Origin of the sequence: Comamonas trifloxystrobinivorans (assembly GCF_043359985.1) — a bacterium.
Lineage (GTDB): Bacteria > Pseudomonadota > Gammaproteobacteria > Burkholderiales > Burkholderiaceae_C > Comamonas > Comamonas trifloxystrobinivorans.
Map to the genome: position 1 here is coordinate 33,622 of NZ_JBHZGV010000009.1, position 16,937 is coordinate 50,558.

The 16,937-nt window shown below is 63.0% G+C and carries 17 protein-coding genes; 8 read left to right on the top strand and 9 right to left on the bottom strand.

Annotated features, from left to right (window positions below):
- Nucleotides 1-22: 22 nt before the first annotated feature.
- Nucleotides 23-874 (bottom strand): pantoate--beta-alanine ligase, encoded by an 852-nt coding sequence (panC, locus tag ACFIQF_RS11965; RefSeq protein WP_393943074.1) that lies wholly within the window; start codon nt 872-874, stop codon nt 23-25.
- A gap of 143 nt (nt 875-1,017) precedes the next feature.
- Complete coding sequence (locus tag ACFIQF_RS11970; protein ID WP_393943076.1) at nt 1,018-1,665, bottom strand: tRNA-uridine aminocarboxypropyltransferase; 648 nt, start codon at nt 1,663-1,665, stop codon at nt 1,018-1,020.
- Between the two features lie 75 nt (nt 1,666-1,740).
- Here ACFIQF_RS11970 and ACFIQF_RS11975 point away from each other — a divergent pair, with 75 nt between their 5' ends.
- Nucleotides 1,741-3,561, top strand: coding sequence for a chorismate-binding protein (locus tag ACFIQF_RS11975; RefSeq protein WP_393943078.1), 1,821 nt, complete (start codon nt 1,741-1,743; stop codon nt 3,559-3,561).
- Between the two features lie 93 nt (nt 3,562-3,654).
- Here the strand turns inward: ACFIQF_RS11975 and ACFIQF_RS11980 are convergent, their stop codons facing one another.
- The 3 genes from ACFIQF_RS11980 to ACFIQF_RS11990 form a co-directional block, all read right to left on the bottom strand.
- Nucleotides 3,655-4,017, bottom strand: a complete 363-nt coding sequence (locus ACFIQF_RS11980) for a 5-carboxymethyl-2-hydroxymuconate Delta-isomerase (protein ID WP_393943079.1) — start codon at nt 4,015-4,017, stop codon at nt 3,655-3,657.
- A gap of 74 nt (nt 4,018-4,091) precedes the next feature.
- Nucleotides 4,092-4,889: a segregation and condensation protein A gene (locus ACFIQF_RS11985; RefSeq protein WP_393943412.1), complete on the bottom strand. Its 798-nt coding sequence runs from the start codon at nt 4,887-4,889 to the stop codon at nt 4,092-4,094.
- 163 nt (nt 4,890-5,052) lie between these two features.
- Nucleotides 5,053-5,259: a DUF3460 family protein gene (locus tag ACFIQF_RS11990; protein WP_393943081.1), complete on the bottom strand. Its 207-nt coding sequence runs from the start codon at nt 5,257-5,259 to the stop codon at nt 5,053-5,055.
- A 42-nt stretch (nt 5,260-5,301) separates the two neighbouring features.
- Here ACFIQF_RS11990 and bamE point away from each other — a divergent pair, with 42 nt between their 5' ends.
- The gene (gene bamE, locus ACFIQF_RS11995) at nt 5,302-5,796 is read left to right on the top strand and encodes an outer membrane protein assembly factor BamE domain-containing protein (RefSeq protein ID WP_393943082.1); all 495 of its coding nucleotides are present in this window, start codon (nt 5,302-5,304) and stop codon (nt 5,794-5,796) included.
- 239 nt (nt 5,797-6,035) lie between these two features.
- Nucleotides 6,036-6,698, top strand: coding sequence for a YitT family protein (locus ACFIQF_RS12000; protein WP_393943084.1), 663 nt, complete (start codon nt 6,036-6,038; stop codon nt 6,696-6,698).
- 15 nt (nt 6,699-6,713) lie between these two features.
- On the opposite strand, the gene ACFIQF_RS12005 is transcribed toward ACFIQF_RS12000, so the two are convergent.
- The 4 genes from ACFIQF_RS12005 to ACFIQF_RS12020 form a co-directional block, all read right to left on the bottom strand.
- Nucleotides 6,714-7,073, bottom strand: coding sequence for a hypothetical protein (locus ACFIQF_RS12005; RefSeq protein ID WP_393943085.1), 360 nt, complete (start codon nt 7,071-7,073; stop codon nt 6,714-6,716).
- 62 nt (nt 7,074-7,135) lie between these two features.
- Entirely contained in the window at nt 7,136-9,286 is a 2,151-nt protein-coding gene (gene metG, locus ACFIQF_RS12010) for a methionine--tRNA ligase (RefSeq protein ID WP_393943087.1), read from the bottom strand.
- 126 nt (nt 9,287-9,412) lie between these two features.
- Nucleotides 9,413-10,666 (bottom strand): patatin-like phospholipase family protein, encoded by a 1,254-nt coding sequence (locus tag ACFIQF_RS12015; protein ID WP_393943088.1) that lies wholly within the window; start codon nt 10,664-10,666, stop codon nt 9,413-9,415.
- An 83-nt stretch (nt 10,667-10,749) separates the two neighbouring features.
- A complete protein-coding gene (locus tag ACFIQF_RS12020; protein ID WP_393943089.1) occupies nt 10,750-11,316 on the bottom strand; it encodes a restriction endonuclease in 567 nt (188 codons plus the stop codon).
- Nucleotides 11,317-11,452: 136 nt separating this feature from the next.
- On the opposite strand from ACFIQF_RS12020, the gene apbC reads away from it, so the two are divergent.
- From apbC to ACFIQF_RS12045, 5 genes are all read left to right on the top strand, one after another.
- Entirely contained in the window at nt 11,453-12,544 is a 1,092-nt protein-coding gene (gene apbC, locus ACFIQF_RS12025) for an iron-sulfur cluster carrier protein ApbC (protein ID WP_393943091.1), read from the top strand.
- Nucleotides 12,544-13,485: a LysR family transcriptional regulator gene (locus ACFIQF_RS12030; RefSeq protein WP_393943093.1), complete on the top strand. Its 942-nt coding sequence runs from the start codon at nt 12,544-12,546 to the stop codon at nt 13,483-13,485. Before apbC ends, ACFIQF_RS12030 begins: the two co-directional genes overlap by 1 nt.
- Before the next feature lie 267 nt (nt 13,486-13,752).
- Nucleotides 13,753-16,044 carry an FdhF/YdeP family oxidoreductase gene (locus tag ACFIQF_RS12035; protein WP_393943094.1) on the top strand — a complete coding sequence of 764 codons (2,292 nt, stop codon included), beginning with the start codon at nt 13,753-13,755 and terminating at the stop codon, nt 16,042-16,044.
- Nucleotides 16,045-16,048: 4 nt separating this feature from the next.
- Nucleotides 16,049-16,336: a hypothetical protein gene (locus ACFIQF_RS12040; RefSeq protein WP_393943096.1), complete on the top strand. Its 288-nt coding sequence runs from the start codon at nt 16,049-16,051 to the stop codon at nt 16,334-16,336.
- Nucleotides 16,337-16,431: 95 nt separating this feature from the next.
- Nucleotides 16,432-16,926 (top strand): MarR family winged helix-turn-helix transcriptional regulator, encoded by a 495-nt coding sequence (locus tag ACFIQF_RS12045; protein WP_393943097.1) that lies wholly within the window; start codon nt 16,432-16,434, stop codon nt 16,924-16,926.
- The last annotated feature ends 11 nt before the right edge of the window (nt 16,927-16,937 follow it).

The following is a 16,937-nucleotide window of genomic DNA, read 5'->3' on the forward strand; positions in this document are numbered from 1 at the left end:
AGCGAAAGGCGTGCTAGCCCGCTCAGAACTCCAGATTGTCGATCAAGCGCGTTGTACCCAGGCGCGCTGCGCCCAGCACCACCAGAGGGCCTTCGCGCAGCGTCTGTGCGTCAGGTGGCGGTTGCAGATCGGTGCGTTGGCGCACCGTCATGTAATCGGGCGCCCAGCCCTGGGCTTGGAGCTTTTGCATGGCCTGGGCTTCAAGCTCGGCCAGCCCCTGCTCGCCGCTGCGCACGCTGCGGGCCAGCTCTGCCAAGGCTTGCGACAAAGCCACGGCTTGCTGGCGCTCTGCCGCACTGAGGTAGCCGTTGCGTGAGCTGAGCGCCAAGCCATCATCGGCGCGGGCGGTGTCGACGCTGACCACATCAATCGGCATGGCGAACTGCTGCACCATGCGGCGTATCAGCATGAGCTGCTGGTAGTCTTTTTTGCCAAAAATCGCAGCGCCACCACCGGTGCCGGCAAAGACCGCGTTGAACAGTTTCATCACCACGGTGCAGACGCCGGTAAAAAAGCCGGGGCGGAACTCGCCTTCCAAAATATCGGCAATGGCCGGATCGGGCTGCACCTTGAATAGCTGCGGCACGGGGTACAGATCGTGCTCGCGCGGCGCAAACAAAACATCGCAGCCCGCCTCTTGCAGCTTGGCGCAATCGGAGTCCCAGGTACGTGGGTAGCTGTCGAAATCCTCATGCGGCAAAAACTGCAGGCGGTTCACAAAAATACTGGCAACCGTCAGTGTGCCGCGTGTCTGAGCGGTCTGTACCAAAGACAAATGGCCTTCGTGCAGATTGCCCATGGTGGGCACAAAGGCAGGCCGCTGGCAGCCCGCCAGGGCGGCGCGCAGATCGGGGATGGAATGGACAATTTGCATGACAGGCAGGCGATTCGCCGTAGCAGAAGTTGGCCTGCGTTTTACACCATGTGGTGCTGTACTGCCAAGCCGAAAGAGCCTGCGCTGCCGCCTGGTTTGATGAACGGCAATACGTTTGCTCGCCGCCGGTTCCGCCGGGGGCTCTAGGGCTGTCCGTTGCTCGGCTGCTGCTGATTGCGTTGCGCTGTGAGCTGGTTCAACAAGCTGTCAAAACTGTTGAGCAGCGCCTGGGGTTCGGCGCCGTCGGCAGCCCAGTTCTCCAAACCGGCCAGCGCATGGGTACAGGCTTCCAGCGTGGAGAGCTGGCCTGCGCGCTGCGCTTTGCGAATGCGGTATTCCGACGGCAGGCTGGCCGCTAAGCCCAGGCGTGGCAAGGTTTGCAGCGCCGGGTTGGCATACAGCATCTTGCGGCTTTTGCGCCAGGTACCGTCGATGACCACCAGACGCACCGCGCTGGCAGGCAAGGGCTCGGGTAGGGCTGGCGGCGCTGGCAAATCGGGCGAAGGCGGGTAGAGCAGCACGGGCTGGCGCGGTGCATCGTTGGGTTGCCAAGGTGCGTGCAGCCATTGCTGCAGCTGGGCTGCGTCAAACTGCTCGCCCACTTCCAGCCGGCTGCCGGGCAGGCACAGGTGCAACAGGCGGGCAGTACCTTTGGCCTCGTGCAGTTCCAGCGGGTGCTGCAAGATCAGCACTTGTGCTGCGCAAAGCACGGGCTGCGCCAAAGCACAGATACAGGCGCTTTGCGGACGCAGGCAATGCAGGCAAATGGCGCGGCGGGGAGTGGAAGTCATGCGGAGCGCTATTTTGCCGCAAGCAGATCGTCAACACGCTCTGGGGGCATGGCAGCGCCGCTATGCTTGCGGCCCATGCGCAACTCACCGCCCATTTCTGCCCGAATCGACATGGGCCAGCCTTTGCAGGCTGGTGCGCCGCGCTTGCAGCTGCATTTGCAATCGCCGGTCCAAGTGCTGCAGGCACACGAAGCCGCCGAGCTGGCGCCCTTGTTGCTGCAGTTGGAGCAAGCAGCGCGTAACGGCTATTTTTGTGTGGGCGGTTTGCGCTACGAGGCCGCTGCTGCGCTTGACGCCCGCTTGCCGGTGCAAAAGCCTGCGCCCGGCCCGCTGGTCTGGTTTGCCTTGTTCAGCGCGGAACAAGTGCTGGCGGCACAACCAGCCGCCGCGCCAGCAACCGCTGACTTGCCGCCTATGCAGTGGCAGCAGCCGTTGGCCAGAGCAGATTTTGATGAGCGCATTGCGCGCATCCACGCCGGCATTGCCAGCGGCGCTTTCTACCAGATCAACTACACGCAGCAGCTGCAAGCCCACAGCGAGCCAGCTTGCGACGCTGACGCTTTGTTTGAGGCTTTGCAGCGGGCGCAGCCGGGTGGTTATGCGCTGGGCTTGGACATGGGTGATGAGCAGGTGCTGTCGGTATCGCCCGAGCTGTTTTTTGACTGGCACCAGCCCGCCAGTGGCTCGGGCGAGATTCTGACCCGGCCGATGAAGGGCACTGCCGCACGCGGCGCCACGCCGCAGCAAGATGCGGCGCAGGCCGAGGCGTTGCGCAGCTCCGCCAAGGAGCGGGCTGAGAACGTGATGATTGTCGACCTGCTGCGCAATGACCTGGGCCGCTTGGCCGAGCTGGGTTCGGTGCGCGTGCCGGAGCTGTTTGCGCTGCAAGCCTTGCCCACGGTCTGGCAGATGACGTCGGACGTGCGGGCTCGTTTGCCGCAGGGCACGCGCCTGCTCGATGTGCTCGCGGCCTTGTTCCCCTGCGGCTCGGTCACCGGCGCGCCCAAGCGGGCAGCCATGCAGGCGATTGCCGAGCTGGAAAGCGGCCCGCGCGGCTGGTATTGCGGCGCGTTGGGCGTGGTGCGGCCCGATGGCGCTGGCGGCGTGCGTGCCACTTTCAATGTGCCCATCCGCACCGTGGTGCAGCGCGGCCAGCAATTGCAATGTGGCATTGGCAGCGGCATCACGGCTGATGCAACGGCGGATGGCGAATGGCGCGAATGGCAGCACAAACGCGCATTTCTGGAGCGAGCCAGCATGGATTTTGGATTGATCGAAACCTTGGCCCTGGAGGCTGGAACGCTGCGCCACCGCAGCTTGCACGTGCAGCGAATGGCTGCGGCGGCAGCGCATTTTGCCTACCGCTGGAACGAGGCTGCTGCGCAAGCCGCCTTGCAAACCGTGGCCGACGCGCACCCGCAAGGCTTGTGGCGCGTGCGCTTGCTGCTGAATGCTCGTGGCCAGTTCGATTGCCAGGCTTTTGCCTGCCCGCCATCGCCCGCCTTGGTGCAGTTGCAATGGGCGACAGCGCCATTGGCCGAGGCGCATGGCGAATTCGTCCGCTATAAAACCACGCGCCGCGCACACTACGAGCGCTGGGCACCCAGCGATGCCGCTGTTTTTGACACGGTTTTGTGGAACGAAGCTGGCGAGCTGACCGAAGGCACACGCGGCAATATCGCCGCTATGCTCGATGGGCGCTGGGTGACACCGCCCTTGCATTGCGGCTTGCTCAACGGCGTGGGCCGCGCAGTGGCTTTGGCCGAAGGCCGGGTGGCGGAAGGCGTGATTCGCTTGGCTGATGTGCCGCGTGTGCAGGGCTGGGCTTTTATCAACAGTTTGCGCGGCTGGATTCCGGCGCAGATGGTGGGGTCGGGGCCGCAGTTGAGGGATTGATCAAAGCCTTACCGCAGAGGCTGGCTGAAGAAAAAAGAAAAGGCCGCCAAACGGCGGCCTGCTCAGCTTGCTGCAAGCAGCGCGGTAGCCGCGTTACAGCGCGCCTTTGTAGTAAGCGCCCTTGTCCATATCGACAATATCCACGCTCAGTTGCACCAGCATGCCTTCGGGGTGGGGTGTGAGTTCGCGCAGCACGGCGGCGATGCGGTCGGAGAGATCGCGTTTGACTTCGGGCGTGCGGCCGGCGAGCAGGCGCAGCTCGGCGTGGACAAAGCCGCGCGAGGCGGTGGGGTCGTTGCCGATGACGAATTGCTCGGTGCGGAAGGTGCGGCTTTTCAGATCCGCTTCTTTTTGCACCTGGCCGGTGGCGATGACGGTGGCGTTGAGGGCGTCCAGCACCTGGGCTTCGGGGAAACCTTCGAGGTTGGCGCTGTATTCAACGATCAGATGGGGCATGTTGTCTCTCCTGGAAAACTTGCAAAACCGTGGCTGCCGGGCGCGGCAGCCGTGCGTACAAATCGTAAAAGTGCTCAGACCGGCGTGTAGGCCAGGCGCACGTAAATCGGGGCAAAGGCCTCGGCCTGGGTGATCTCGATCAGGGTTTCCTTGGCCAGCTCCAGCAGCGCGATAAAGGTGACGACCAGCACGGTGCTGCCTTTTTCGGGCTCGAAAATGTCTTCAAACTCCACAAAGCGGCGGCCTTGCAGCTGTTTGAGGATGGCGCTCATGTATTCGCGCACCGACAGCTCTTCGCGGGTGATCTTGTGCGTTTGCACCAGTTTGGCGCGCTTCAAAATATCGCGCCAGGCCGCTTGCAGCTCGCTGATCTCCACATCGGGAAAGCGCGGTTGCAGCGCTTGCTCGATAAAGACCTGGGCCTTCAGAAAATCGCGCCCGTAGGTGGGCGCAGCGCCCAGGCCCTGGGCGGCGAGCTTCATCTGCTCGTATTCCAGCAGGCGGCGCACCAGCTCGGCACGCGGGTCTTCGGCCTCTTCGCCTTCTGCCTGCTTTTTGGGCGGCAGCAGCATGCGCGACTTGATCTCGATAAGCATCGCTGCCATCAGCAGGTATTCGGCGGCCAGTTCCAGGTTGCGGCTGCGAATCTCGTCCACATAGCTCAGGTACTGGCGCGTGACACTCAGCATCGGAATGTCAAGAATATTGAAATTTTGCTTGCGGATCAGGTAGAGCAGCAGGTCGAGCGGGCCTTCAAAGGCCTCGAGAAACACCTCCAGCGCATCGGGCGGGATGTACAGATCCTGCGGCAACGCGAACAGGGGCTCGCCGTACAGACGCGCCAAAGCCACCTGGTCGACCACTGCCGGCATCGCCGCTTCGGCCTCGGCCGTGGTGGCGGGGTCAGCAGAATCCAGGTTGCCGGGTTGCGCCATGCGGTGGATGGGTTGCTATCAAATAAAGAGCTGTCGGTGCTTGCCTGGTAATTGCTGGGAAGCAATCAGGCCGAGCTTTCTGCCAGCAGCTGCTGGCCGATCAATCGTGGTTGGTCTGGTAGACGTAGGGCTTTTGTGCCACGCGGCCAGCCTTGAAATCGGCTTGCTCATCGCGGTCGAGCTCCTTGTCCCACAGCAGGGCGCGGCCTTCGCGCTGGCCTTGCTCCAGGTGTGGGCGCTGTTCCTTGAGCTTGAGGAGGAACTGCGTGGCGTCGGATTCGTAATGGGGGCGTTGGAAGAATGACATGGCTTATATTTACCTCTTTCCTCGATTCTACCGAACCTGACCATGTCCCTCGTCACCAAGCTTGCAATCGGCGTCGCTGCAGTCGCTGCGACCGTGTTTTTGGTGGGCTGCGACCAACAGCGCATCAAGGAGCTGGAGGAGTTTGTCTCGACCGAGCAGGACGTGCGCGACAAATTCGGCCCGCCCAACCAGATCTGGGACGAGGCCGACGGCGCGCACACGCTCGAATACACGCGCCAGCCCGAAGGCACGCAAAACTACATGATCACCATCGGCAAAGACGGCAAGATGACCGCGCTGCGCCAGGTGCTGGCGCCCGAGTACTTTGCCAAGGTGCGCCCCGGCATGGACCAGCAGGAGGTGCGCCGCCTGCTCGGCCAGCCCGCCAAGCGCAGCAGCTACCCGCTGAAAAACGAGGCCGAGTGGGACTGGAAGTGGAACGACCCGCCCAGCACCAAGATGCTGTTCACCGTGGTGTTTGACAGCCAGGGCAAGGTGGTGCGCAGCGGCAGCACCATGATCATGCCCAGCAAGTAAGGCGCGGGCGCAAGCAAGCGCCTTGCTGCCAGCGGCCTGCGCCGAAAGCTGAAGCGCCCTGGTGCAGCCGTTCAGCAACACTTTTGCTGCAATGCACAAAAAAGGGCGGGCAGCTGATGCCCGCACCGTTTTTGGGGTGGCTAAAGCTCTCTAGAATTCGGGTTACTACCTAGCGCTATCCGCGCCAGGCAGCCTGCGCCACACCCAGGCGCGGGCATGAAATTTGCAGTCCACCCGACATGTCTACACCGCTTTCCCGCCCAGCCCCATCTGCGGGCACCGTGGCCAGCAGCCCTGCACCTGCGGCGAGCTTGCGCCATGGCCGTTTTGAAGACGCACAGGCGCTCTTTACCGGCTCGCTCTTTGTCTCGATCACGATGATGCTGTTTGCCCAGGCGGGTTTGCTCACCGGCAGCACCGCAGGCCTGGCCTTTTTGCTGCACTACGTGACCGGTCTGCCGTTTGGCGCGATCTTCTTCGCCATCAACCTGCCGTTCTACTGGTTCGCCTGGCGGCGCATGGGGCCGGAGTTCACCCTCAAGACCTTTGTGTCGGTGGCCATGCTGGCGCTGATGGCCGATCTGGGGCCGCGCCTCATCCACATCGACTATCTGAACCCTTTGTACGCCGCTGTTCTGGGCGGTTTGATGATGGGCACGGGTTGCCTGTTTCTGGCGCGCCACCATTCCAGCCTGGGCGGCGCAACCATCGTCTCGCTCTATATGCAAGAGCGCTACGGCATCCGCGCCGGCAAGGTGCAGCTGATGATTGACTGCACCGTCGTGCTGCTGGCGCTGTGGGTGGTGCCGCTGGAGCGCGTGGCCTACTCGGTGCTGGCGGCGGTGATCATGGGCATTTTTCTGTGGATCAGCCACCGGCCCGGGCGCTACCAGGGCAACTGATCAGCACGCCGCGTTTCAGGGCGCCGAGATGCTGGGCTCCAGGCGGCGCACAGGCTCTGCTTGCGCTGCGGGAGCCGGTGCAGGCGCTGCTGCTGCCGGTGAGGCCGTCACAGGCTCCAGCGTCTCCGGGTCGCGTGCATTGCTGACGCCGGGGCCGGGCTGGTAGGGGCGGTTCGGGTCGCTTTCGCGGTACTTGATGCTCAGGCCGCTGTTGTCGGGCTTGTCGTCCGATATCGCGTCATAGGCTTTGCCCACGCCTTTGCCGGCGAGCTTGGCGGTGCCCACGGCCACGTCGGCCGCCACGCCAACTGCCGATGCTGCAATGCCCACTGTGGCTGCGCCTACGGCCACCACGGTGCAGCCAGAAAGCGCCATGCAGAAAAAAGCCCCTGCGGCCCAGGGGCGCAGGGGCTTTGTGAGCTTGCTAAAGCTGGCCATCAATGGATGCGCATGCCCGGCTGTGCGCCTGGGAAGGGCTCCAGCACATAGATGCCGGGGTGCGCCTTTTCGTCGGCGTGGCTGGCGGCGAGCACCATGCCTTCGGACAGGCCGAACTTCATCTTGCGCGGGGCCAGGTTGGCCACCAACACGGTCAGCTTGCCCACCAGTTGTTCTGGCTGGTACATGCTGCTGATGCCGCTGAACACATTGCGCGTGGTGGGCTTGCCTTCGGCATCTTTTTCGCCCACGTCCAAGGTCAGTTGCAGCAGCTTGGTGGAGCCTTCGACGGCCTTGCATTCCAGAATCTTGGCGATGCGCAGATCGATCTTGGCGAAGTCGTCAATGCTGATGGTTTCGGCCAGCGGCTCGCCGCCGGGCGCGTTGGGGTCGATCACTGGCTCGGCCTTCTTGGCCGCCTTTTTCTCGGCCTTGGCTGGCTCGGCGGCTGCAGCGGCGGCGCTGCCTGCGGGTGGCTCGAACAGGGCTTCGAGCTGCTTGGGGTCGACACGCTGCATCAGATGCTTGTACTCGCCAATCTGGTGGCCTTGGCCCAGGGGCTTGGCCACGTCGGCAAAGCTCTCGGGCGGCACGATCAGGAAGTTGGCCACTTCGGCAGCCACACCGGGCAGGATGGGCTTGAGGTAAATGGTCAGAATGCGGAAGGCCTCGATGCAGGTGGTGCACACGTCCAGCAGGCGCGCTTCCATGCCTTCCTTCTTGGCCAGCTCCCAGGGCTTGTTGGCGTCGACATAGCTGTTGACCTTGTCGCACAGCAACATGATCTCGCGTGCAGCGCGGGCCGTGTCGCGGGCTTCGTAGGCGGCAACGATGCCGTCCTTGGCTTCGCGCAGCGTGGCGAGCAGGGCCTGGCCGTCTTCGGACACCTGGCCGAGTTTGCCTTCAAAGCGCTTGCTGATAAAGCCGGCAGCGCGGCTGGCGATGTTGACGTACTTGCCGATCAGGTCGGAGTTGACGCGCAGCATGAAGTCTTCGGCCGTGAAGTCGATGTCTTCGTTGCGGCCGTTGAGCTTGGCACCCAGGTAGTAGCGCAGCCACTCGGGGTTCATCTTCAGCGCCAAGTACTTGAGCGGATCGAGGCCGGTGCCACGGCTCTTGCTCATCTTCTCGCCGTTGTTCACGGTCAAAAAGCCGTGCACGCAGATCTTGGTGGGCGTCTTGCGGCCGCTGAACTTCAGCATCGCAGGCCAGAACAGCGTGTGGAAGGTGATGATGTCTTTGCCGATGAAGTGGTACTGCTCCAGCGCCGGGTCGGCCATGTAGGCGTCGTAATCTTCGCCGCGCTGGTTGAGCAGGTTCTTCAGCGAAGCCAGGTAGCCCACGGGCGCGTCCAGCCACACGTAGAAGTACTTGCCCGGTGCGTCGGGAATCTCGATGCCGAAGTAGGGCGCATCACGCGAGATGTCCCAGTCGTCCAGGCCTTCGCTGGTCGAGCCATCGGGGTTGGTGCGCACGCCAAACCATTCCTTGATCTTGGCGGCCACTTCGGGCTGCACGTGCTGGCCGTCCTGCGTCCACTCGGTCAAGAACTCCACAGCGCGTGGGTCGGAGAGCTTGAAGAAGAAGTGCTCGGACGACTTCATCACCGGCTTGGCACCGGACAGGGCCGAGAACGGGTTGATCAAATCGGTAGGCGCGTAGACCGAGCTGCAGACTTCGCAGTTGTCGCCATATTGGTCTTTGGCGTGGCAGCGAGGGCATTCGCCCTTGATGAAGCGGTCGGGCAGGAACATGTTCTTCTCGGGGTCGAAGAACTGCTCGATGGTGCGCGTCTCGATGAAACCGGCCTTTTTCAGGTCGAGGTAGATCTGCTTGGACAGCTCGTGGTTTTCCGGGCTGTCGGTGTTGCTCCAGTTGTCGAAGGCGATGTGGAAGCCGTCGAGGTACTGCTTGCGGCCGGCGGCGATGTCGGCCACAAACTGCTGGGGCGTCTTGCCGGCCTTTTCGGCGGCAATCATGATGGGCGCGCCGTGGGCGTCGTCGGCACCGACAAAGTTCACGGCATTGCCCTGCATTCGCTGCGCACGCACCCAGGTGTCGGCCTGGATGTATTCCATGATGTGGCCGATGTGGAAGTTGCCGTTGGCATACGGCAGGGCGGTGGTGACGAATAACTTTCGTTGAGACATAGGGTTGCGGAACTTTCTGATCACTCTGAAGGGTGCTCGGCCCAGGCCGGGCACGGGTTCTGGTCACGTGGACGGCGGGCCGGTGGCCACCGTCTGCGCCCCGCGGCGCACCAGAACCGGGCAATTTTAGGGGTTTACAGAGCCGGACAGGCGGATCGGGGGATTCGCACGCTCAGGCCAGCCAAAAAAGGCCCGTACTTCGTCTTGCCGGGCCATGGTGTCGGCGCGGCCCAGCGCAATCAGGGCGCGGGTGTAGCCGGGCTCGAAAAGCAGGTAGCTGGCCAGCGCCGCGCTGCCAATGCTGTGGTTGTGCGCCGAAACGCCCACGGCGGCCAGCAGCGCCCGCACCGGCGTGGGCAGGTCTTGCAGGTGCGCCAGCGCAATCGCGTCGAGCGACTGCGAAGGTGTGAACACCAGCAGATCGACCGGCCGCAGCGCAGCGCGTTCGCGCTCGGCGGGCGGAATCAGGCTGAGCGTGTGGTTGATGCGCTGGGCGCGCTCCACGTCCAGTGACAGCGCATCGAGAAAAATCGTCGACAGTGCGTGACCCGCCACCTGCGCCAGGCTGGGGAAGGGTGGGTGCTCACCTTGCGGCAGTTGCACCACCTCGTGCGAGCGGCCCACGCCCACCACCACAATGCGCTTGGCGCCCAGGTGGACGGCAGGGGCCAGCGGCGCGGTCTGCCGCATGGCGCCATCGCCCAGGTAGTTGTACTGGCCGCGAATGCTGATCTCGGTGGGCGCAAAGATAAAGGGGATGGACGACGAGGCCATCAGGTGCTGGTGCGTGATGCGGTCTTGCAGCGCCCGGCGCTGCATGCGCGACCAGCTCGGCACATGCGGCCCGGCTTCGTAAAAGGTAACGTGTTCGCCCGTGGTGTAGCTTGATGCCGATATCGCCAGCGCCGCCAACTGGCCGCTGTGCAGCAAATGTGGCAGCTTCTCCAGCGGCAGCTCGTTTTGCAGCAATTGCAACAGCGGCGTGTTGTCCAGCAGCGAGCGTGGCTTGCTGTAGTGCCAGCGCGTGAGCGCCCAACCGAGGGTCAGCAGGCTCAGCCAGCGCGCGCCGCTGCGGGCGACGCCAAACGCATCGGCACGATAGACCTGGCTGGTGGAGAAATTGCGCCACACGCGCGAGAGGCGCTGCACGGCCCGGTCAAAATGGTCAGCGCCGCAGGCCAGGCCGGCCGCATTGATGGCGCCGGCCGAGGTGCCCACCGCAATGGGGAAGGGCGTGGGCTCGTGGTCGGCCCCGGCGTTCTGGCGCAGGCGCGAGAGCGCTTGCAGCACGCCCACCTGGTAGGCAGCGCGCGCGCCGCCGCCCGAAAGCACAATCGCCGTCGGGCCATCACGCGGGTCGTGGTGCAAAGCGGAGGCCATGGCAGAACCATAGCGGAAAGCCCGGCCAAGCGCCAAACTTCGCTGTCGCGCATTGGCTGCAGTGGCTTTTCAAGCCCTTGTTTTTACGGTGCTGGCGCTTTGTGCAGCAGCGTGGCCAGGCCCTTGCCTTGCAGCACGGCAATCTGGTTATCGCGGGCGAACAGGCGGGCATTCTCGCTCAGCTCGCCTTGCAGCAGCACATAGGCGCTGGCGGCGTTGGCTTGCAGTGCGGCTTCGTGCAGAGCGCGCAACGGCTCAACACCGTGTACGCCAGCCTTGCTGCGCTTGGTCAGCACCAGGGTGGTTTTGCCTTCGCGCTGCAACTGAATGTCGGCATCGGCCTGTTTGCGTGGCGTGACGGTATAGCCTTCGGCCTGCCAGGCGCGGGTCAGCCAGGCTTGCAGGTCGCGGGCCGAAAGGCTGGTGGCCTGGGCCAGCAGCGCTTCGGTGGCGGCGCTGCTGGGCTCTTTCCACTGGCGCTTGGCGGCAATTGCCCCGATCACCAGGAAAGGCAGGCTGCCGGCAGCGCCGACAAAGCGGATGTCTTTGGGCAACAAGGCCAGGCACAGCAGCACGATGACGGCGCCCACCACCACACTGATCCACCACGACGAGCGCAGCAAAATCGCAAACACGGAATTCTCAGCCATCTTCAGTTTCACGGGCGCAGCTCTTTCTTCAATCGAACAGGTTTGCCGCCGGGGCGGCCCAGGCGTGATTGTCGCTGCTTCACAAGGGCAAGCCAGCTTCGCTAGACTTATTGCTGTCTCAGGAATAGCGAACACGATGACAGTGAACGAAACCACGCTGATGGCCGCCCTGGCCAGCGTACAAGACCCGCACACGGGCAAAGACTATGTCAGCACCCGCGCGGTGCGCAATCTGCAGATCAGCGGCGGCGATGTCGCCTTTGATGTGGAGATGGGCTACCCCGCCCAAAGCCTGGTGCCGCAACTGCGCAGCCAGCTGGTGGCGGCTGCCAAAACCGTGCCGGGTGTGGAGAACGTTTCGGTGTCCATCCACAACAAGGTGATCTCGCACGCGGTGCAACGCGGCGTGCCCTTGCTGCCGGGCGTGAAGAACATCATTGCCATTGCTTCGGGCAAGGGCGGCGTGGGCAAAAGCACGACCACGGCCAATCTGGCGCTGGCACTGGCCGCCGAAGGCGCCCGCGTGGGCGTGCTGGATGCCGACATTTACGGCCCCAGCCAGACCATGATGCTGGGCGTCTCGGGCAAGCCCGAGAGCAGCGACGGCAAAACCATGGAACCCAAGCTCAACCACGGCGTGCAGGTCATGTCGATCGGCCTGCTGGTGGACCAGGACCAGGCCATGATCTGGCGCGGCCCGATGGCCGTGCAGGCGCTTGAGCAAATGCTGCGCCAGACCAACTGGAAAGACCTGGATTACCTGCTGATCGACCTGCCACCGGGCACCGGCGACATTCAGCTGACGCTGAGCCAGCGCGTGCCGGTGACGGGCGCCGTTATCGTCACCACGCCGCAAGATATTGCGCTGCTGGACGCGCGCAAGGGCATCAAGATGTTCGAGAAGGTGGGCGTTCCGCTGCTCGGCGTGATCGAGAACATGGCCATGCACGTCTGCACCAACTGCGGCCATGTCGAGCATATTTTTGGCGCTGATGGCGGCAAGCACATGGCTGCCGAATACCAGCTCGATTACCTGGGCGCGCTGCCGCTGTCGCTGCAGATCCGCGAACAGGCCGACAGCGGCACGCCTACCGTGGTGGCCGCGCCGGAGAGCGAAGTGGCTGGCATCTACAAGCAAGTGGCGCGCAGCATTGCCGTGAAGATTGCACAGCAGGCCAAGGACTTCTCGTCCAAGTTCCCCAGCATCACGGTCAGCAGCAACACCTGATGAACGTCCTCGCCGCCATGCGCTACCTGGCTGCGCTGCAAGCGCACGGCCACTTTGCGCGGGCGGCGGAGGCTTGCCACATCACGCAGCCCGCGCTGTCCAATGCCTTGCGGGCGCTAGAGCAAGAGTTTGGCGTGGCCATTGTGCGGCGCGGCCGCCTGTTTGCCGGGCTCACGCCCGAAGGCGAACAGGTGCTGCAAACCGGGCTGGAAATGCTGATGCAGGAAGAGCGCCTGCGCCAAACGCTCTCCGCCCAGGCCGGGCGCCTGCAAGGCCAGCTGCGCATGGCGGCCGTGCCCACGGCCATGCCCATGCTCCTGCGCTTTGCAGCGCTGCTGCGCGAGCGCCATCCGGCCCTGCAGCCTGTATTGCATTCGATGAGCTCGCCCGACATAGAGCGCGGGCTCGAAGCGCTGAACCTGGACCTGGCGCTGGGCTACAGCGACCGCATCCGCAGCCCGCGCACCCAATGCCTGCCGCAATACCAGGAGCAGTACTACCTGCTGCGCTGCCGTAGCGCTGTGGAAAGCGCTGATCCGCAATGGGACCAGCCCTTGCCCTGGGCACAAGCGCGGGTGGACCGGCTTTGCCTGCTGACGCCCGACATGCACAACCGCCAGATCGTCGAGCGCGCTTTTGCCTCGGTCGGCCTGCAAGTGCGGCCAGTGCTGGAGACCAATTCCGTCCAGGCTTTGCTGCAAGCGGTGTTGGAAGCAGGCATGGCGAGCATCGTGCCCGGCGCAGTGTTGGCCACGGTGCGCCATTTGCCGGGCGTACATGCTGCCCCGCTGGTGGAGCCTGCCGTGCACAGCGAAGTGGCGTTTATTTACCAGCAAACGCAGGCGAGCATGCCGGCGTTGCAAGCGGCGTTGGTGTTGATGGGTGATGAAGTGTGGCGGGGGCAGTGTTTGCACCACGCGGGGGCGTTGCAAAGCAGCTGATCCAGCATGCGGCCTGACGGATCTCAGGTGAAGCATAAGCGTGGTGACCAAGCTGGTTGCAAGCCTGTGTTGGGAGCCTGATTTCCATGCCCGCTTCGCTGCTAAGCGGTGCTGTTTGAATACCGGTTTTTTGCTGCCGCGCCTGTGGAGCATCGTCTGCTCTCATTTTTATTCTGAATGCCGGCATAGGCAGAAGAAATTTGACCGGCAGCGCCCAGACCGCTGAAATGCAAGCCTTCAGCCACTCACTGTAGTGGAGGGTTTGCCATGCACGAACAGAAAATTGCCTTTTACAAAGGTCCCGCCGGTGGTTGGGGCGCGCTCAACAGTGTCAAGAACACGCTGTTGCAGCAGGATATAGCGATCAAGGGCGCTAAAACCTTGCTATCGGCCAACCAGCCCGATGGCTTTGACTGCCCGGGCTGTGCGTGGCCGGATCGCAACCATGCGTCTACCTTCGAGTTCTGCGAGAACGGCGTGAAGGCTGTGGCTGCCGAAGCTACGGCCCGCCGTGCTGGCCCCGAGCTGTTTGCCAAACATACGGTAAGCGATCTGGCCCAGCAAAGCGACTTTTGGCTCGAAGATCAGGGCCGGCTCACGCATCCCATGGTGTATGACCCGGCGAGCGATCATTACCGCCCCATTGCGTGGGATGATGCATTTGCCATCATCGCCAAGCACCTGAATGCGCTGCCGGACCCGAACGAGGCCATCTTCTACACCTCGGGCCGCGCCAGCAACGAGGCCGCGTTCCTCTATCAGTTGTTTGTGCGTGAGTTCGGCACTAACAATTTCCCCGACTGCTCCAACATGTGCCATGAGCCAAGCGGCAGTGCCATGCGCCCGCAAATTGGTGTGGGCAAGGGGACCGTGGAGTTGGTGGATTTTGAAAAGGCCGATGCCATCTTCATCTTCGGCCAGAACCCCGGCACCAACCATCCGCGCATGCTGGGTGAGTTGCGCGAGGCGCATAAGCGCGGCGCACGCATCGTCAGCTTCAACCCGCTGCGCGAGCGCGGGCTGGAGCGCTTTGCTGACCCACAGGACAAGCTGGAGATGGCAACGCTGGGCTCGACGCCCATCAGCACGCATTACTTCCAGTTGCGCGTAGGCGGTGATCTGGCGGCCGTCAAAGGCATGATGAAGCATGTGCTGGAGCAAGACGGTGCGCGTGGCAATGTGCTCGACCGCGCCTTCATCGCCGAGCACACGAGTGGCTTTGAAGCGCTGGTGCAAAGCCTGCGCGGCGAGTCGTGGCAGATCATCGAAGAAGAATCGGGCCTGACCGAAGCGCAGTTGCGCAGCGCGGCGGATGTGTACATCGAAGCCAAGAGCGTGATCGCCTGCTGGGGCATGGGCATCACGCAGCACATGCACTCGGTAGCGACCATTCAGATGATCGTCAACCTGCTGATGCTACGCGGCAACCTGGGCCGCCCCGGCGCAGGCGCTTGCCCTGTGCGCGGCCACAGCAACGTGCAGGGCGACCGCACCATGGGCATTTGGGAAAAGCCGCCCGCAGCCTTGCTCGACAAGCTGCGCGACGTCTACGGCTTTGAGCCACCGCGCCAGAACGGCGTGGACACCGTGGAGGCCATCGAGGCCATGCGCGACGGCAAAGGCAAGGTATTCTTTGCACTCGGTGGCAACTTCGCCGCGGCCACGCCCGACACGTATGAAACATGGAAGGCGCTGCAGCGTTGCGACCTCACCGTACATGTCACCACCAAGCTCAACCGCAGCCATGTGGTGCACGGCAAAGAGGCGCTGATCCTGCCTTGCCTTGGCCGTACCGAGATCGACATGCAGGCCGCTGGCGTGCAGGGCGTGACGGTGGAAGACTCGATGAGCATGGTGCACATTTCCATGGGCATCAATCCGCCAGCGTCTGAGCATCTGCTCTCCGAGCCCGCCATCGTGGCCCGATTGGCGCACGCCACACTGGGTGCCAAGAGCCGTGTGAACTGGTTGCAGTTGATGGGCAACTACGCACTGATTCGAGATGAGATTGAAAAAGTCTTCCCCGACTTTGCCAACTTCAACCAACGCGTGGCCGTGCCCGGAGGTTTCCGCTTGCGCAACACCGCCAGCGAGCGCGTGTGGAGCACCGCCAATGGCAAGGCCACCTTCTACGCCCACGACGTGCCGCGTGACACCCCATCGCACAAGGCACGCGAGCGTGTGCGCGATCAGATCGTCTTCACGCTGCTCACCACACGCTCGCATGACCAGTACAACACCACCATCTACGGCATGGACGACCGCTATCGCGGCGTTTTCGGTCAGCGCCGCGTGGTGTTCATCAATGCCGAAGACATTCGTGCGCTGGGCATGAAGGACGGAGACTGGATCAACATCCGCACGGTCTGGGACGACGGCCAGGAGCGCCGCGCCGATGGCTTCAAACTCGTGGCGTACAACATCCCTCGCGGAGATATTGCTGCTTACTACCCGGAAACCAATCCGCTGGTGCCTTTGTCTGCCGTTGCGGCCAATGCGGGCACGCCGACCTCCAAGTCGATTCCCGTAGTGCTTGAAGCAGGGCAGGCCGTTGCCTGAGTTGATGAATGATGAAGCGGCATTGCCGCTGGCCTGGCGCATTCTGCTTGCCATTCACGACGAGCAGAATGCGCGCGGCGAACGTGCCCAGCAAGGGATTCCTTTGACGCGTTTGAGCAAGCGGTTAGACGCCAGCGTGAGCGTGCTGATGCGCGAGATCACCATGCTCACCGACGCCATGCTGGGCGCTCAGCGCGGCCCCGGTCTGCTGCGTATGTGGCAGGACGATGGCCGCTGGCTGGTGGTGTTGACGCCTGAGGGAATCGATCTGTTGGCAGCGCAAGACGACTGAAACTGTTTCAGTTCTGAAGTGGCATACCTGAGCGACTTGCTTGAAGGTATGCATCTCGCATATAATTAGCCGCCATACAATGTGTTGACTAATAAATGAAGTTGGAACAGAAATATCTGGCTCTCCTAAGAGAGGCCGAACGACGCAATCTCCCAGATGTGGAAGGGATTCGCCTGTGCTTTCAGACGCTGTCACTCGCCACGGAGATCGACAGTGATTGCGCCGCACTGCTGGCACCGCATGGCCTGTCCGAAGGGAGGTTTGTGCTGCTCTTTCTGCTGGATTCTGTTTCCGACGGTCTGGCGCCCAATATGTTGGCGGAAGAAGCCGGAGTGACCCGCGCTACGGTCACCGGGCTGCTCGATGGGCTGGAGCGTGAAGAGTTGATTGAGAGGCATGCCGACGCAAATGACCGACGCGCATTGCGTATCCGACTCACGCGCAAAGGAAAGCGTGTTGCCAAGGCTGTGTTTGAGCAGCATGGCCGCTGGATCGCCAGTCTCTACGGCAATCTCACGCAGCCAGAGCGCAAGCAGTTGACGGCCTTGCTCGAGAAAGTGTCTGCCAATGTGGGGACGAAAAATCAATGACTGCGAGTGTT

What these genes read in the sequence shown, in the direction of transcription:
- ACFIQF_RS12035 (WP_393943094.1), top strand. Translation starts at nt 13,753, where the DNA reads ATGCACGAACAGAAAATTGCCTTTTACAAAGGTCCCGCCGGTGGTTGG.
- ACFIQF_RS12045 (WP_393943097.1), top strand. Translation starts at nt 16,432, where the DNA reads ATGAAGTTGGAACAGAAATATCTGGCTCTCCTAAGAGAGGCCGAACGA.
- panC (WP_393943074.1), bottom strand. Translation starts at nt 874, where the DNA reads ATGCAAATTGTCCATTCCATCCCCGATCTGCGCGCCGCCCTGGCGGGC.
- bamE (WP_393943082.1), top strand. Translation starts at nt 5,302, where the DNA reads ATGTCCCTCGTCACCAAGCTTGCAATCGGCGTCGCTGCAGTCGCTGCG.
- ACFIQF_RS12000 (WP_393943084.1), top strand. Translation starts at nt 6,036, where the DNA reads ATGTCTACACCGCTTTCCCGCCCAGCCCCATCTGCGGGCACCGTGGCC.
- ACFIQF_RS12005 (WP_393943085.1), bottom strand. Translation starts at nt 7,073, where the DNA reads ATGGCGCTTTCTGGCTGCACCGTGGTGGCCGTAGGCGCAGCCACAGTG.
- ACFIQF_RS11975 (WP_393943078.1), top strand. Translation starts at nt 1,741, where the DNA reads ATGCGCAACTCACCGCCCATTTCTGCCCGAATCGACATGGGCCAGCCT.
- ACFIQF_RS11980 (WP_393943079.1), bottom strand. Translation starts at nt 4,017, where the DNA reads ATGCCCCATCTGATCGTTGAATACAGCGCCAACCTCGAAGGTTTCCCC.
- apbC (WP_393943091.1), top strand. Translation starts at nt 11,453, where the DNA reads ATGACAGTGAACGAAACCACGCTGATGGCCGCCCTGGCCAGCGTACAA.
- ACFIQF_RS11985 (WP_393943412.1), bottom strand. Translation starts at nt 4,889, where the DNA reads ATGCCGGCAGTGGTCGACCAGGTGGCTTTGGCGCGTCTGTACGGCGAG.
- metG (WP_393943087.1), bottom strand. Translation starts at nt 9,286, where the DNA reads ATGTCTCAACGAAAGTTATTCGTCACCACCGCCCTGCCGTATGCCAAC.
- ACFIQF_RS12030 (WP_393943093.1), top strand. Translation starts at nt 12,544, where the DNA reads ATGAACGTCCTCGCCGCCATGCGCTACCTGGCTGCGCTGCAAGCGCAC.
- ACFIQF_RS11970 (WP_393943076.1), bottom strand. Translation starts at nt 1,665, where the DNA reads ATGACTTCCACTCCCCGCCGCGCCATTTGCCTGCATTGCCTGCGTCCG.
- ACFIQF_RS12040 (WP_393943096.1), top strand. Translation starts at nt 16,049, where the DNA reads ATGAATGATGAAGCGGCATTGCCGCTGGCCTGGCGCATTCTGCTTGCC.
- ACFIQF_RS11990 (WP_393943081.1), bottom strand. Translation starts at nt 5,259, where the DNA reads ATGTCATTCTTCCAACGCCCCCATTACGAATCCGACGCCACGCAGTTC.
- ACFIQF_RS12020 (WP_393943089.1), bottom strand. Translation starts at nt 11,316, where the DNA reads ATGGCTGAGAATTCCGTGTTTGCGATTTTGCTGCGCTCGTCGTGGTGG.
- ACFIQF_RS12015 (WP_393943088.1), bottom strand. Translation starts at nt 10,666, where the DNA reads ATGGCCTCCGCTTTGCACCACGACCCGCGTGATGGCCCGACGGCGATT.